This is a genomic window from Symplocastrum torsivum, assembly GCF_059505465.1.
This window is the reverse complement of sequence record NZ_JCACKQ010000132.1, coordinates 109,824-125,023: the sequence shown is the minus strand read 5'-3', so window position 1 is coordinate 125,023 and position 15,200 is coordinate 109,824. Positions and strand designations below refer to the sequence as shown.

Annotated in this window: 13 protein-coding genes; 3 read left to right on the top strand and 10 right to left on the bottom strand. The window is 44.5% G+C overall.

Translation table 11 applies throughout. From position 1 onward, the window contains the following. The first annotated feature begins 72 nt into the window (after positions 1-72). A complete protein-coding gene (locus AC5JL3_RS33640) occupies positions 73-1,071 on the top strand; it encodes a DNA cytosine methyltransferase (protein WP_496078597.1) in 999 nt (332 codons plus the stop codon). A gap of 405 nt (positions 1,072-1,476) precedes the next feature. Here AC5JL3_RS33640 and AC5JL3_RS33635 read toward each other — a convergent pair whose 3' ends face one another. The 6 genes from AC5JL3_RS33635 to AC5JL3_RS33610 all read right to left on the bottom strand — a co-directional run bounded on the left by AC5JL3_RS33635 (position 1,477) and on the right by AC5JL3_RS33610 (position 9,809). Next, positions 1,477-2,121, bottom strand: coding sequence for a DUF3318 domain-containing protein (locus AC5JL3_RS33635; protein WP_192216936.1), 645 nt, complete (start codon positions 2,119-2,121; stop codon positions 1,477-1,479). A gap of 254 nt (positions 2,122-2,375) precedes the next feature. Continuing rightward, positions 2,376-3,542, bottom strand: coding sequence for a low temperature requirement protein A (locus tag AC5JL3_RS33630; RefSeq protein WP_496078596.1), 1,167 nt, complete (start codon positions 3,540-3,542; stop codon positions 2,376-2,378). Positions 3,543-3,577: 35 nt separating this feature from the next. Beyond that, positions 3,578-3,784, bottom strand: coding sequence for a glycogen debranching protein (locus tag AC5JL3_RS33625; protein WP_192216934.1), 207 nt, complete (start codon positions 3,782-3,784; stop codon positions 3,578-3,580). A 139-nt stretch (positions 3,785-3,923) separates the two neighbouring features. Further along, entirely contained in the window at positions 3,924-4,895 is a 972-nt protein-coding gene (locus AC5JL3_RS33620; protein ID WP_496078595.1) for a GNAT family N-acetyltransferase, read from the bottom strand. A 188-nt stretch (positions 4,896-5,083) separates the two neighbouring features. Further along, entirely contained in the window at positions 5,084-8,572 is a 3,489-nt protein-coding gene (locus tag AC5JL3_RS33615) for a beta strand repeat-containing protein (RefSeq protein ID WP_496078594.1), read from the bottom strand. Between the two features lie 154 nt (positions 8,573-8,726). Beyond that, positions 8,727-9,809, bottom strand: coding sequence for a glycerophosphodiester phosphodiesterase (locus tag AC5JL3_RS33610; protein ID WP_496078593.1), 1,083 nt, complete (start codon positions 9,807-9,809; stop codon positions 8,727-8,729). 197 nt (positions 9,810-10,006) lie between these two features. Here AC5JL3_RS33610 and AC5JL3_RS33605 point away from each other — a divergent pair, with 197 nt between their 5' ends. Further along, positions 10,007-10,198: a DUF2949 domain-containing protein gene (locus AC5JL3_RS33605; RefSeq protein ID WP_496078592.1), complete on the top strand. Its 192-nt coding sequence runs from the start codon at positions 10,007-10,009 to the stop codon at positions 10,196-10,198. A gap of 26 nt (positions 10,199-10,224) precedes the next feature. Here the strand turns inward: AC5JL3_RS33605 and AC5JL3_RS33600 are convergent, their stop codons facing one another. The 3 genes from AC5JL3_RS33600 to AC5JL3_RS33590 are packed head-to-tail and all read right to left on the bottom strand — an operon-like array spanning position 10,225 to position 12,206. Next, positions 10,225-11,484, bottom strand: coding sequence for a glycosyltransferase (locus tag AC5JL3_RS33600; protein WP_496078591.1), 1,260 nt, complete (start codon positions 11,482-11,484; stop codon positions 10,225-10,227). 33 nt (positions 11,485-11,517) lie between these two features. Next, on the bottom strand, positions 11,518-12,036 hold the full coding sequence (locus AC5JL3_RS33595) for an SRPBCC family protein (RefSeq protein WP_496078590.1): 519 nt from the start codon (positions 12,034-12,036) through the stop codon (positions 11,518-11,520). A gap of 23 nt (positions 12,037-12,059) precedes the next feature. Next, a complete protein-coding gene (locus AC5JL3_RS33590; RefSeq protein ID WP_496078589.1) occupies positions 12,060-12,206 on the bottom strand; it encodes a hypothetical protein in 147 nt (48 codons plus the stop codon). A 296-nt stretch (positions 12,207-12,502) separates the two neighbouring features. Here AC5JL3_RS33590 and AC5JL3_RS33585 point away from each other — a divergent pair, with 296 nt between their 5' ends. Further along, positions 12,503-12,979 carry a CRR6 family NdhI maturation factor gene (locus AC5JL3_RS33585; RefSeq protein ID WP_496078628.1) on the top strand — a complete coding sequence of 159 codons (477 nt, stop codon included), beginning with the start codon at positions 12,503-12,505 and terminating at the stop codon, positions 12,977-12,979. Positions 12,980-13,055: 76 nt separating this feature from the next. On the opposite strand, the gene AC5JL3_RS33580 is transcribed toward AC5JL3_RS33585, so the two are convergent. Continuing rightward, complete coding sequence (locus AC5JL3_RS33580; RefSeq protein WP_496078588.1) at positions 13,056-14,510, bottom strand: ATP-binding protein; 1,455 nt, start codon at positions 14,508-14,510, stop codon at positions 13,056-13,058. Between the last annotated feature and the right edge of the window lie 690 nt (positions 14,511-15,200).

Here is a 15,200-nt window from a genome sequence, read left to right as displayed (position 1 = left end):
TCGGGTGAGCTTAAACCCACCCTCTCGGTCTATCTAAGAGTAGGGATACAGGTGTTCCTCTAGAGAATAAGTATGAAAACAAAGCCAAGCCAATTTAGAGTAGTAGATCTTTTCTCAGGATGTGGTGGATTATCGCTAGGACTGCAAAATGTTGGCTTTGAGGTAATTGCTGGTTTTGATAACTGGGAATTGGCTATTGATGTTTATCGACGTAATTTTGCTCATCAAGCTTTTGTTGTTGACCTTAGTAGTCTTAAGGAGAATTTTGAGCTTTTTAAGGAATTTAAGCCAGACATTATAGCCGGGGGGCCGCCTTGCCAAGATTTCTCTAGTGCTGGAAAAAGAGATGAAAGTTTGGGTAGGGGAGATTTAACAATCTCTTTTGCTGAGATTGTAACGGCTATTAAACCTCAGTTCTTCATCATGGAAAATGTTGATAGATTTGTGAAAAGCCCAAAGTATCAGCAAGCTAAGGCAATTTTCAAAGAGGCAAATTATGGTCTTAGTGAGAAAATCCTTAATGCTAGCTTTTGCGGTGTTCCACAAAGCAGAAAAAGGTTCTTCTGGGTGGGAGAACTCAATGGTGAAGATAACAAACTAGATGCTTATTTAGACGCTGATTTATCTACCCAATCGATGACTATTCGACAATATTTTAGAGAGATAGGCGTATATTTAGATATTGAGCATTATTATAGACATCCAAGAAGCTATAAGAGACGTGGAGTATTTAGCATTGATGAACCTAGCCCAACAATTAGAGGCGTTAATCGACCTATCCCTAAAACATATAAACCTCACCCTGGTGATTCAGCCCCAATATCATCAGCTATACGTCCTTTAACAACTCTTGAGAGAAGTTATTTACAGACTTTCCCAAAAAACTTTATTTTTTCAGGTTCTAAAACTGATATTGAACAAATGATTGGGAATGCTGTACCTGTTAAGTTAACTGAATACGTTGCTCGGTGTCTTGCTCAGTATATTGCAGACCGTAACAAGAGTTTTGAACACTTAAATGCTCAAGCTGTTCAAGTGAGTCAATCATTCGTGCAACTCTCTTTATTCTGAAGATTGAGAACTTATAGAGCTGTGGTTTTGAGGAGTATTTATGGTGTTTAATACTGTACTGATCTGCTGGTTTAAATAGCAAGGGCGCACAGCCGTCATTGGTGTCAACTTAACGTCAGCTTGGCGGTTGAAACCGCAGCTACACAGACACGGATCCGCCTGCGCGGGTTATAAGAATCTTAATTTTCCGTTAGTCCGCATTCGCGTTAGCGTTCCCGAAGGGTAGGCGGACTTTGTTTTTATAGACGCGATTTCCAATCGCTCTCGTCTTAAGTTGACACTAATGACAGGTGTGCGCCCCTACAAACGTATATTCGGGAATTGGGAAGTGCGATGTTTTTGAAATTCTTGCTTGATGAGCAACTCGGAAATTTTGCACTTATCAAAATTGCTTGAGGTTGACGACTAAGCTAGTTCCTCTCGTTTAGATTTAACTCGTGCTTTCGCTTGAGATGCACTCTTTTTCAGCGCGGTGAGTCGTGCTTCGTATTTGCGGCGTTGACGACGGCTGGGGGTTAATTCAATCATAGTTTTTAAGGCACTACCAAGACTCTTGTAGGCGTTGGGTAGGCTATAACCAAAGCGTGTAGCAAGAGCGATCGCTTTTTCGTCAGCTTCCGTGGCTTCCTTAAAGGTTTTCTCTCCATTGTTCTTTTGATACATCCGCCAACCTGAGACACCACACAGTCCCAACGCTAGCAGCAGCAGCAAGCCATCTTGAACCCACAGTTCGCCAACAGCACCCCCCAAACCAATTGCTAAGGCTGCCATTTCCCAGCCCTCTTTCGGGATGGTGTCATTCTGAATCCGGGCGACTTCGTGCCAAAACAGCAAGTTACGCTGATCAAGGGCAAGTTGCTCCCATTTCACCAGATCAATCTGAATCTCTACCTCATCTCTACCAATTTCTTCAGAGCGAAGCAAGGGGGGATTGACTTCAGTGGTTCCTTCTACCATGACCCAGCTTTGCAATTCTGGCGGTAATAAGGTTTTTAAACGCCGGAGTTCACTCATTTCAGCTCTGGCAGAAGCGGTTGCATACGATGTCATATATCTGACCCTATGAAACTAAAACAATAATAAAGGTATCAATTGGAAGTATAGCGACATTATCCCCTGGCTTTTTAAGTGGGGAAAACCGCCCTATATCTCTAGATTAGAGCATTGTGCCCTTACCTCTGTTGCACTCGCTACTCCCTATTTTCAGGCTAACGCTCTCTCAAGAAACTGTGTGGCGATCAGTATGTTAATTGATACACTTCAACAACAGCCTAATCCTATCAGGGACTTTTCCCCTCCATGACTTAAGCCGTTGCAGGACGACCTTGATATAAGTCAAGTCCAACTTGGGCAGCACAAATGATCGCAACGATCGCAGTTACAGTAATAGGCAATAAATTAGTACCAGCGATTGCCACTACCAATAGCGCTGCCATTGCGCCTAATCGGTGCCTAGTTCTCGCTTTGCAATGAAATATCACTCCTGTGCGGTGCAAAATTGCTAAAGCAAGATAACACAGGGCGACAGAACCACAAAGCAACCAGCGATCAGGATTGGATAACGCCAGATTTGATTCAGTTGCGATCGCATGTTCTACACCCACTCCTGCCGCCGCCAGTCCAATTACTAGCGGTAAATGCCCGTAAAGCCAAACTTGATAAATCTGGAATTTCCTCAATGCACCCGCTGTCCGCAATGCTGAACCGCTAACATTCTCGAAGTACACCCACCACAAGCTAAAGGCAGTAGCGAAGCCGAAAATAGCGGCAAGTTCACTTATTCCATCCCATTCGACTTCAGCAACACCATTGACAACAGCGATTATCGCCTCACCCAGGACAATGATCGTAAACAGCCCAAAACGCTCTGGTAGGTGTTCCAAGTGAAGGGGTAGCTGGAGTTGAAACCGTTGTGCTGTCAGTGGTGTGGCAAAGTCTACGGCTAGCCCAATTCCCCAAAGGATGAATCGGAATGGAATTGGGACAAAGGCTGAGATGAGCCAGAGAGTTGCTGCGATCGCAAACCCCCCTGCATAATAATTTGTTAGCTTACGCGCTGTGGGGATGTACCATCCTGCCCATAAGTACTCTATTACCAGTACTCCTCTAGCTGCGGCGTAGGAAAGGGCGAAGCCTACAGAACTAGAATCCAATCCATGATGCACATTGATTGCTAGTGCTGCAACAGCAAGCATCTGTATACCCATTAGCAGCCGACGACCAATGGTATCACTATCAAAACGGTTGGCGTAGAACGTGCTGCCAATCCATACCCACCAAACGGGTACGAATAGCATCACAAAGCCCAAAAATCCTGTTATGGAGACATCTTTACTCAGATTATGGGCAAGTTGAGAAACGGCTACCACAAACACCAAATCGTAAAACAGTTCTAGCCATGTCGCATGACGGGGTTCTGCCTCGTTTTCTTCACCAATGCGTAGACGGGGAGGTTGCAACCAGCTTTTCACGTTTTAAGCCTCCGACTCTTCGGGTTATTGTATGTTTAGTCTAGTTTCAACGCATTGGCTGGCACGTCGTCCCAGGAATCAACTGTTCTCATCCTTGCAACCCAACCTGCTGATTTTTGTTCCTCCGTCAAATTTTGCTCGAAAGACTCGTGGCAGTCTTTTGCCTGATCTTCATTGCAACAGGCAATACAAGAATAGAGAAGTCCAGACGGATCGATCTGTTCATTTACCCAAATAACCATGACCCCTTTCCTCTCAACTTGAAACGTCTTGCTTGAAATCTTGAGTAGTTATGCTTATTTTCTCAGCGTAGAGACAACTTACGGTAAGAAAAAATACACTTGTTGACAATTTACAGTATCTGCAACATCATCAGTAACCCTAGCTGATGTTTGCTGTTGAAGCTTTTATAGCTAGCTGAGTCAAAGCATCACCCGTTATCCGGCAAACGCGCCAATCTGGCAAGATTGAAGCCCCAAAACTTTGATAAAAAGAAATTGTGGGTTCATTCCACTCAACCAACCACTCAACACGTCCACAACTACGAGAAACAGCTAACTGTGCAAGATAGATCAGAATGGCTTTACTAATATCTTGAGGCTGGTAGTTGGGCAAAACAAACAACTTATCTAGATAAAGCCCTGGTTTGGTGAGAAATGTGGAGTAATTATGGAAAAATGTGGCAAATCCTACGACTTGCCCCTCAGATTCAGCCAGAACTGCTTCGATATACGTTTGTTCACCAAATAGATGCTCCTGCAAAGCATTAGTACGTTCAGCTAATGTCTTGTCATCAGCTTGCTGTTGAAGCAAGCGAACTAGTATCGGTACATCTTCTGGGACAGCTAAACGCACCCTCAACGATAAGTCTTGAGTGGCTAGTTGGGTAAGGGAGTCCCCGGTGATGCGGCAAATGCGTCCATCCTCTTGAATTGAAGCACCCATCCGACGATAAAATGCGATCGCAGGTTCATTCCAATCCAACACACTCCACTCCAGACTCGCACACTCACGAGACACTACTAACTGGGCGAGATACGAGAAGATAGCCTTACCAATACCAAGGCGTCGAAACTCAGGGAGTACAAACAAGTCTTCTAGGTAAATTCCTGGCTTTGTTAGAACCGTTGAATAACTTTGGAGAAACAGCGCAAACCCGACAGCTTTCTCTCCATACTCTGCCAGAACCACCTCAACATAAGGCTTGGAACCAAACAAGTGTTCACAAAGAGCATCAACACTACCAACAACAGCACTAGATAGATGTTCATACTCTGCCAGCGCTGCAACTAAATCAAAGATAGTTTGTACATCACCCGGTTCAGCAGGACGCAAAATTAACTCAGAAGACATAGTGAAACCAGAAACAGTGGACAATGCCAACCTAAGTCGGTCAAGGTTAAGGCGTGTAGGTGGTAGATTTTAGGCGAAAATCTAGCTCAAGACTTGGAAAGAATACGACATCCGGGAAATTCTAACTTCAAGATTTGCCTTTCACCCTACCACCTAACACCTAAAACCTACCATCTTGTTAGCTAACCCTACTCTCCAGGGCAAACTGTCACTGTCTCAAAGTCTCCAGTCGTTGGTGTAAGATTAACCACTCCTGTATTATTTACCTCCACATTATCCCGATCAACAACTTGGAACGTTCCCGCATTTCGCTGTAGCTGGAAATTCGTGTTGGTATTGTTTCCATCCAGTTGTAAACAGAAATTTTGATTACTGTTCATGATTGCAGCGAAACCAGAAGCATTATTGCTGTTATTTAAGCTGTTGAACTGGACACGAGCATCAATCCGCGCTGTGTCATTCCCCTGAGCTAAAATCCCCTCAAATGCAGTTCCCGAAATGGTGTTACGTCTCAGACGAAATGCTTGTTGTGAGTTTTCAGATGCTTGAATCAAAACACCTTGACCCGTACTGACATTAATCGTTGTGTCATCAATGCTGAATTTTTGTTGAGTAGTGCCATTCGCCTGAACTAAAATACCCTGGTCTTTGCTGTTGCTAATTGTTGTGTTTTCAACATTGAACTCTTGTTGAGTAGTGCCATTAGCTTGGACAACAATACCTTGACTGGCACTATTACTAACCTCAGTATTGGTGACACTAAAATTCTGTTTCTGGACATCATTTGCTTGAACGAAAATGCCTTGACTTGCGTTATTGCTAACTGCGTTGTTGTTGATGGCAAATTCTTGCTGAACACCTTCGTTTGCTTGAATAAAAACGCCTTGTCCGCCACCGCCATCACTACCTAGTTTTGTGCCATCAATTGTGCTGTTGTTGAGGGCGAATTCTTGTTGAGTTGTATCAGAAGCTTGGATAAGTACACCTGTGCCTGTGTTATTACTAATCTGACTACTATTGAGAGTAAAGTTCTGTGTTGCATCATTCCCTTGAATAGAAATGCCTTGTCCTGAATTATCACTTACTGTACTACCATTAATACTGAAATTCTGAGTTGACTCATTCCCTTGAATGAAAATCCCTTGACCAGCACTACCATCATTACTAACCTGCGTGCGTTCAATTGTGCTGCCTTCAATAGTAAATTCCTGTTCAGTAGTACCATTTGCCTGAACAGAAATTCCCTGTCCTACGTTGTCGCTTACTGTACTATTACTGACAATGAAGTTCTGGTTTTGAGCATCATTTGCTTGAACAAAAATCCCTTGACCATCACTAGTATTAACTGTCGTGTTTGTTACAGTAAATTGCTGTTGGACTCCTTCATTTGCCTGAACAAAAACACCTTGACCACCACTGCCATCGCTATCAACAGTTGTGTTGTTAATTGTGCTGTTTTCGAGGGTAAATTCCTGCTGAGTCGTACCAGAGGCCTGAACTAATAAACCTGAGCCAGTGCTGTTGCTAACGGTGCTGCTGTTGAGGGTGAAGTTCTGTGTAGCACTTTCAGAAGACTGAACAAATAAACCTGAATTAGCGCTGTTGTTAATCTGGCTATTAGTGATACTGAATGTTTGTTGAGCTTCCCCAGAAACCTGAGCCAAAATACCTTGCCCCCCACTGCCATCACTACCAATAGCTGTGTTGTTAATTGTGCTGTTGTTGAGGGTAAATTCTTGCTGAGTCGTACCAGATGCCTGCACTAGTAAACCTGAGCCAGTGCTGTTGCTAACGGTGCTGCTGTTGAGGGTGAAGTTCTGTGTAGCACTTTCAGAAGACTGAACAAATAAACCTGAATTGGCGCTGTCGTTAATCTGGCTATTAGTGATACTGAATGTTTGTTGAGCTTCCGCAGAAGCCTGAGCCAAAATACCTTGTCCCCCAGTGCCATCGCTGCTGAGTACCGTGCTGTTAATTGTACTATTGTCGATCGCTAAATTCTGTTGGGTATTCCCAGATGCTTCGATGAAAATTCCCTGTCCAATGCTGTTACTCACAGTGTTATTGCTGAGAATAGCTTGCTGTTGAGCCTCTTCAGTGACTTGGAGGAAAATACCCTGGCTACCACTGCCACTAATTGTGTTGTTATTGAGGGTTAACTCCTGTTGAGTCGTACCAGAACCGCGAACGAAAATACCTGCTAGTCCACTGTTGGTAATGCTGTTACTCGCAATTACACTCGTTCCTGTCACATTATTCAGGATAATTCCCTGCTCTGTTGGATTAGTGATGCGGTTGTCGAGAATTGTCACATTCTGAAGATTCGTCGCCTCGATCGCATTCCCAGTAACATTAGCGATCGCAAATCCCGATAGAGTTGTATCATTCCCCAAGGTAACGGTACCCGTAACTTCAGGAAACTGCCCACTACCCGATAATGCTAGTTGTACAGTGCCAAATTCTACTGTGTCGATAATGTGCGGTAGGGCAGTGGAGAGTACAGCCACGCTATCAGGAATCGTAAAGGCAGGAATTCCAGGATTGGTTCCAGACTGCACATAGACAATGTTGTCAGCTTGCGCGACAGTCAAGGCATTTTGTACTGTGCCAAAAGGATTCTCAAATGTGCCATTTCCATCCATTAAACCCAGGTTGACGTGTTGAAAAACATAGGGTTCATTGGTGTTTGGGTTAGTCGCTTTGAGGGTAACTTGCTCAGTGAATGACTCAGATTCAAATTGCTCATCAACAACAATATTCACTTGACGAGAAACTGATTCCCCTAAACGTGCAGCAACCTGTTGTGATGTACCACGTTCCTTCGCCCCCCTAGGACGAGTGCCTGGAAAATTTGCCCCGATGCTGAACACAACATTCGTGCCAAAAGTTGCATCATCTTGAACCGATAAACCGAGGCGCAAATTATCGTTGGGGTGGGCTTCCAAACGGGCACGCCAGCCTAACGTATCGTCACTTTCAGGTGCATCGTAATAGTACAATCCAGCATACCCTCGAAGGTCACCCGTTGCCCCCAAGCGAGCAATTCTGACACCCGCTTCAACATCTAATCCCCCCATTGCCGCTTCAAAGCGCCGACTCTCAAAACGTTGTTGTGTACCTGTTGCAACCAAAAAGTTGTCTTGGAAAAAAGGTTCTGTCAACGCGCTGAAATTTTGAACACTACTTTCTTCGGCAAGTTGACGAGTATCCCCAATTGGTAGATAGAAATTGCTACGAAAGTCCCAAATTTCTCCTAAGCTTTCAAAGCCAGCACCGAGTTGGTTGAAGCTACTACTCCCTGTATCCCGATGATCATAGGAGATGTAGCCACCAAGAATGCGATCGCTCTTTGGATTATAAACCCGGTGTCCTAACAACAGATTGCCACCAAAGTCTGCCTCATTGTCGATGAGGAGTCTGCCTTCGAGGAAGGTGAGAGTACTGCCAGGACTTTGTAATAACGGGACAAAGCCTTCAATATTAGTAAAAGCATCATAACCAGCGCCAGAAGTGCTGTAGCCTACTCCAAAGCGGGGAGTAATTTTTAAGTCAGCAGCACTAGTGGATGAAGAGAGTGAAGCATCGGGGTTGGTATCTGTTGTTTGAGCAACTCCAGGAGCGGTTAATGTTCCAAAAACGAATAACCCGATGCAGAGCGTTTGCGCTGATTTGTTCATGAAGATAGGGTGACAATAACTCTGACACCCTATTACAGCTAATGCTACTAGGAATCAGGCTAAGCAGCAATGAAGAATCGATGAAAAGATAGTGAAGTCTTGCCGTTTGTTGTTAGTTTTTGATTGTTAATGGTTTATTTTTTCTTAGATTTAATTAAGTGGAACTTGAGAATATTTGATTACGAGCATTAACAGCAGTATCGGGGAAATCACTAAATACACCATCAATGCCTAACTTAAAAAACTGCTCGTATTCAGCTTGAGAACTGCCGTTGTAGTCAGGTGCAAGGTATTGGTTTTCGTTGCGAAATGTCCAGGTATGTACCTTTAAACCAGCCGTATGAGCATCGTTAATCAGGGCAGTGGGAGCTTTGAGGCGTTTGTCTTCACCAACGGGTACAATCAGCCGCTTGTAGGGACCTAAGCCATCTGCATATTCAGCAATTTTGGCTAATTCGGTGGGAGTCGTTAAATCAGCATAGGTGCGAGAGTCGCCTTTGACAACAAAATCATAAGGCTGCATATCTGCCGCATCCAACAACTGCACCAACGGAACATCAATCATCTGGTTCAGTTGTTTGAGATTCTCAACTTCAAAGGATTGGATAAAGACAGAGGAGGATGAGCTAGTGTAGCCATTTTTCTTGAAGATGGCAACTAATGGTTCTGAGAGTGAAAGATTAATCGAATCAAAATAAGTAGGATGCTTGGTTTCCGGATAAATCCCAATTGTGCGTCCTGTTTGAGCCGTTTTTTGCTTCGCTAAATCAATGACTTCTTGCAGAGTGGGAATCTCAAATTGACCATTGTAAGCACTACTACGAAATGGTAAGCGTTCTTTAGCTCGAAGAGTCTTAATCTCGGCAAGAGTGAAATCTTCGGTAAACCAACTAGTGACTTCTTTACCGTCAATCATTTTAGTGGTTTTGCGATCGCTAAACTCTGGATGTTCGCTTACATCAGTTGTCTCAGCAATATCATTTTCATGACGCGCAATCAACTCCCCATCCTTGGTCGAAACAATATCAGGTTCAATGTAATCCACTCCCATCTGAATCGCTAATTCATAGGCAGCAAGCGTATGTTCTGGACGGTAGCCACTTGCTCCTCGATGTCCAATGACAAGCGGGGGTTGGTCAGTCATAATCGGCGTTGTCACTCCACGGTGGGGCTGAAGCAGCAAAATCACAATAAACGCGATCGCTGCTAGCATGACAGATTTGGGAACACGAAACATATTCACTCGCCTATTTTTGGAAGTAGGGATAAGTCTTGCGGCTCAAGAGCAACACAAATCAATCTCGCAAGTGAATATACGGGGCTGAGATAAAGGTCTTATTAATGATTCGTTAACTATAAATCACAATATTTTCACAAATTGTCAGTACGTTGGTCTTTATAGCTAGAAGAATTTACTTATGCAGGGATTAAGCAATGAATTCAAAACGATTGCAACGGTTGATTTGTTTTTTACAGGATGACTTGGCAATTCCATCCACTTCAATTGACTTGGCTGTACGCCATCAACCCGATGCTCTAAATCTCTTGCCGATGGTTCTTTGGCAGTACGGATTGGTTACACTGCAGCAGTTAGAGCAGATTTTCGATTGGTTGGAAACGGCTTAAGACCGTTAAATTATTGTCTCTATAACTTACAAGTGGTGCTGATGAAATGCAGCGATCGCCTGCTGAACACCATTCTCAGCTCGAATCTGGTTGCCGATCGCTCTTACCCGTTGCTGCATTGTCTCATCACTCACCGCAATCGCGATCGCCTCTGCTAACTTATCCACTGTCAAAGAGGACTTGGGAATCGGAGCCGGACTAACTCCTAATTGCAGGAGCCGATGTGCCCAAAACGGCTGATCTCCAAAGAAAGGAACGACAACAGATGGCACGCCAGCTCTCAGTGCCGCCGCACTCGTCCCAGCTCCACCATGATGCACAATTGCTGCCATCCGAGGAAACAGCCAGTCGTGCGGTGCAGACTCTAGCTTAAAGACAGTCTCCGGTAAGTCAGCCGCACAGATGCCACCCCAACCTGTAAGCAAAATGCCTCGCTGTCCTGTTTTTGCCAACGCTGCCAGAGCAATCTGGGTCATGCGCTCCGGCTCTCGTCCCGTCATGCTTCCATAGCCGATGTAGACTGGCGGCGAGCCTGCTCTCAGAAACGCCAGCAAATCTTGAGGTGGTGTCCAGTTTTGGGGGTGTTGCAAAAACCAATAACCTGTGACGTGCAACCGCTCCGCCCAGTTGGTAGGCTTGGGTATGACTGTTGGGCTGAAGCCGTAGAGGTAGGGAACACCTGCTTTGTCGAGTCGCCCATACAACCCTGTCCATCTTGGTAAGGGTGGCAGTTGTAATGTGGTTTGACGAAACTGATTGATGGACTTGCGGAACATCAGTCCAAAGCCTTCCAGCAGTACCGGATAGGTGAGTGAGTTTAGGAACCCTCCCAACGGTAGCGTTTGCGGCAGTGACGGAAAGGGAAAGTCCGGATTGGCACTCTGCGGCATTAAGGCGGCAAAATAGAAGGGAATGCCCAACTTCTGAGCGATGTCGTATCCCCAACTCGTGAAGGCAGTTCCGATGATGGCCTCGCTACTGTGACACGCTTTCCAGGAGTCTGCCATTGCTTGTGTCAGTAACGGTTCCACCATCTGGACATATCGCTGAATTAGCTGGAGGGGATTGCCTGCGTCTAACATCTGCTGCCCAGCTTCCCCCGCCATGAGCGCCTGCACATCCCCTTCAATGGGTGCAAATTCCAACCCATAGCTGTGAACCATTGCTTGAAAGGGCGGATGGGTTGCTAACTGAACCGTATGTCCTGCCTGCTGCAACCCTAATCCTAGGGCGATAAACGGCTGTACATCTCCGCGAGAACCAACGGTCAAAAGGGTGATTCGCATAACTTTTTCCTCTTTGCGTAGCAAAAAGAAGTTCTATTTTTTAGAAAAATCAGGACTTACAGATAGCTCACAACGCTCGCGTTCCTCAACGGCTCTCTTGAGATTCTCAAGACAAATTCTTTGAGCTGTTTGAAACGGACGCTTCACAACTGCGAGAAAGAAAAGATAGGCAAGCAGGTGTTGTATCTTAAATTCAAACGTCCAGGTGATGTGTGTACCTGAATGGGTATCATTGTACAACCACTTGCTAGAAGCAGAATGCACTAGCCATGCAAAGGGAGGCTTGAATCCTCGAATCAATTTGTAGGCTTGAACAGTGGGGCGTTGTAGTGTGGTGATGATTTCTGCGATCGCAGAACCATCGCTATTGTTCACAATCCTCATACTGCCCTCTTGAAGCGGTAAACCATCGGTTGTGCTTGCACTCAAAATGGCAGGAATTGATTGGTAGCCTGTGAACAACATTGGCAAGTTTTGACAATCAATTGAATAGTCAAACACTTGCTCAACATCTGCATTAATTATGATTTGTACACTGGTTTGGATGTTCATCTGGTTACTGGTAAGTGTGAATGCTATCTGCGGGCATCCGCCATCCCTAACTGACTCTTCAATTCTTTCAACTGCTGTGGACTGAAGACATTGAGATACTTTGGCGCGATGGCGGGAGTCAGCAGTTCCAGCATCAAGCGGTTCTCGATGCAGAAAATGTGATGAAGCATGGAAATCTCCTTGTATTTGAGAAGAGTAGTCATGCGCCTCACTTTGAAGAGCCAGAGCTATTCGATAAAGAGCTGCTTGAGTGGCTTTTCAATAGACTTATCCACAAATTAGCAGACGATACTATACATAGAGTCTTATCGCCTCAATTAGCCAATCAACCTCCTACATATAGGTGTGCTAAATATTTTCCGGATAGGTCTAATAACTAATGCTTCTTCACGATTACCTGCAACACTGCCCAAAGGCGATCGCTCCTTTGAGACAATTGATCACAAGCTCAGATTTTGACGACGCAATGACCCTTACAATCACTCTTAATACTGACTGCATCAACAACTTGGATGTATCAGCAGCTCAATCGGTAATTGAAAAGTTGCTTCAAGAGCAAGCCATAACCTCCCATGAACAGCAACTGCGCTTTGAGTTTGACTATCCTCGCGAAGCCGATGACCCACGGGAACTCTCAGAAATCCCAGAAGTGCGACTCTGGTTTATTCGGCTAGATGCCCAATATCCCTGGTTACCCTTTTTGCTCGACTGGAAATCTGGTGAACTCTCCCGCTACACCGCCATGCTGGTACCGCACCAATTTAATCGCACAGAAGGCATTCAGTACAATCCTGAAGCATTAGAAATCTTCGTGATGCACAAAATTTTTATTCTGACTAACTGGATGCAGCAGCAGGGAATTAGTAGCCAATCACGGCTGAAGTCGATGGCACAACTATTTGGCTACGAACTGGATGAAGCTTTTTTTGACTTAATCCAGTAGACTTTTTCTCCCAATCCCCATTCCCCACTTTCTTTTGCAGGTCGAATGGAGAATTCAAGAGACCACGTTAGTTTGCCTACAGGGGAATTTCAATCCAAAACCCTGTTCCTCTTCCAGGTTCAGAGAAGCAATTGAGTCTCCCGCCGTGCTTCTCAACCACAATTGCATAGCTAATCGACAGCCCTAAGCCTGTTCCCTTACCAACAGGCTTTGTTGTAAAAAATGGATCGAAGATTCGTCCAACAATTGCTTTTGGAATACCTAAGCCATTGTCAGAAATACGAATTAAAATTGAGCCTTTCTTACTTTTTGCTGGCTGTTGTAACTCTGTCCGGATGGTAATGGTATTACAATGCTGTTCAAGTTTTGAAGAAGAGCGCATCTTAGTCGCTTGTTCTAGAGCATCAACTGCATTACTCAAAATATTCATGAAAACCTGGTTGAGCGATCCGGCGTAGCACTCAACAATCGGTAAGTTGCCGTACTCTTTTACGACTCTGATACCTGGCTGCTCGGCTCTTGCTTGCAGTCGGTGTTCCAAGATTAATAAAGTATCGTCGATCGCTTTGTGGATGTCAGCAGGTTCCTTTTTCCCTTGATCTTTCCGAGAAAAATTCTGTAGCGATCGCACTAGTTGATGGATACGTGTTGTGCCAACCTCTACAGAAGAGAAAACTTTAGGTAAGTCTTTAATGAGAAAGTTGAGGTCGATCTCTTCAGCTTTCTGTTGGATTTTTGGATGAGGTTTGGGATGGTGCTGTTGATAGAGTGACAGCAGTTCCAACAAGTCTTGGATGTAGCTTTGAATGTGGGGGATATTACCGTGAATGAAGGTGATGGGATTATTAATTTGATGAGCTATACCAGCAATCAATTGACCCAAACCAGACATTTTCTCAGTCTGAATCAGTTGGGATTGGGTATGCTTCAACTCACATAACGTTTGACTAAGATGCTGATTACTGCGATGTAGGGCTTTTGCGACACCTTTAAGCTGAATAGTTGTTCGCTTGACGCGAGTAAGGTTAATCCGTAGCTCTAGTTGTGAGATGACTTGACGGCTTAGAGCTTGTAGGGATTGTCTCTGTTCTAGACTGAGATAGCGAGGAACCCGATCAATGACGCACAGTGTACCCAGGGGAAAGCCATCAGGTGTAACAAGAACAGCCCCAGCATAAAACCGAATGTGGGGTTCAGAGGTTACCAGGGGATTGCTGGCAAACCGTTCATCCTCTAGTGCATTAGGTACAACGAGCAAAGTGTCAGGTTGCTGAATCGCGTGGGCGCAGAACGCTATTTCCCTCGGTGTCTCTGTTGCCGTTAAACCAACTTTTGATTTGAACCACTGCCGATGTGTATCGACTAGGCTCACTAGGGCGATTGGAGTGTTGCAAAAGGAGGCTGCCAGAGCTGTTAAATCATCAAACGCTATTTCAGGAGGAGTATCGAGAATTTTGTAGCGCTGAAGCGCTTCCACCCTAGCAAACTCACCATTTGGTAAGGAAGGGGAGTTCAAATCCAGCTCTACCATGCTGTAGATCACAAATCAATAGACTAACAATCTATCGCAACCTTTCTAGATGTGCCATCCGCCTTAAGGCAGTGCAGAATTATTAAATAATTTTTCTGGGATTGGGAGTTGTAGGTTAAAAGCTGAGTTCTGCTTGGTTTAGAGGATATTCTAATCCATCATCTACATAGCTTTTTGGAAATGCGATTGCAAACTTTCTTGTTTTTATCAATACAAACAATTATTTTATTTCCCTAAATAATTTTCTATCATCAAGTTAAGTAAACAAGCGTTTCAACAATTATATTTCTCTTTACATAAAAACCAGTAATTTTGAGCTATCAAAAATTTTAAAATTACAAAGATTTGAGTATGGTTTACTCAACTTAACGTTACTTTAATTACTTATCTGCTGCTCCATGCTCTAGTGAAATGTGGGAGGATGATCACGATAAACAGAGTCCGTGAATACAGATCTAGAGCAAAATTTTGTAGAATAGTCGATTATTGTGTGCTTTCCCTGAGAACAGAGCATCTACACAGGAAAAAGCCAAGGAGTCTTACAGACTATTCCGGCAAAAGTCTGCTTCTACTGGAAGCACAGCTCGTAAAGTACTTGATTGAGCCTAGGACAACAGGAGGGGCATAACTTTCTTGAGAAGGAAGAAGGAGTCAAACGTTGGCTTTTCGCCCCGCTTCCAAAAAGAAGTG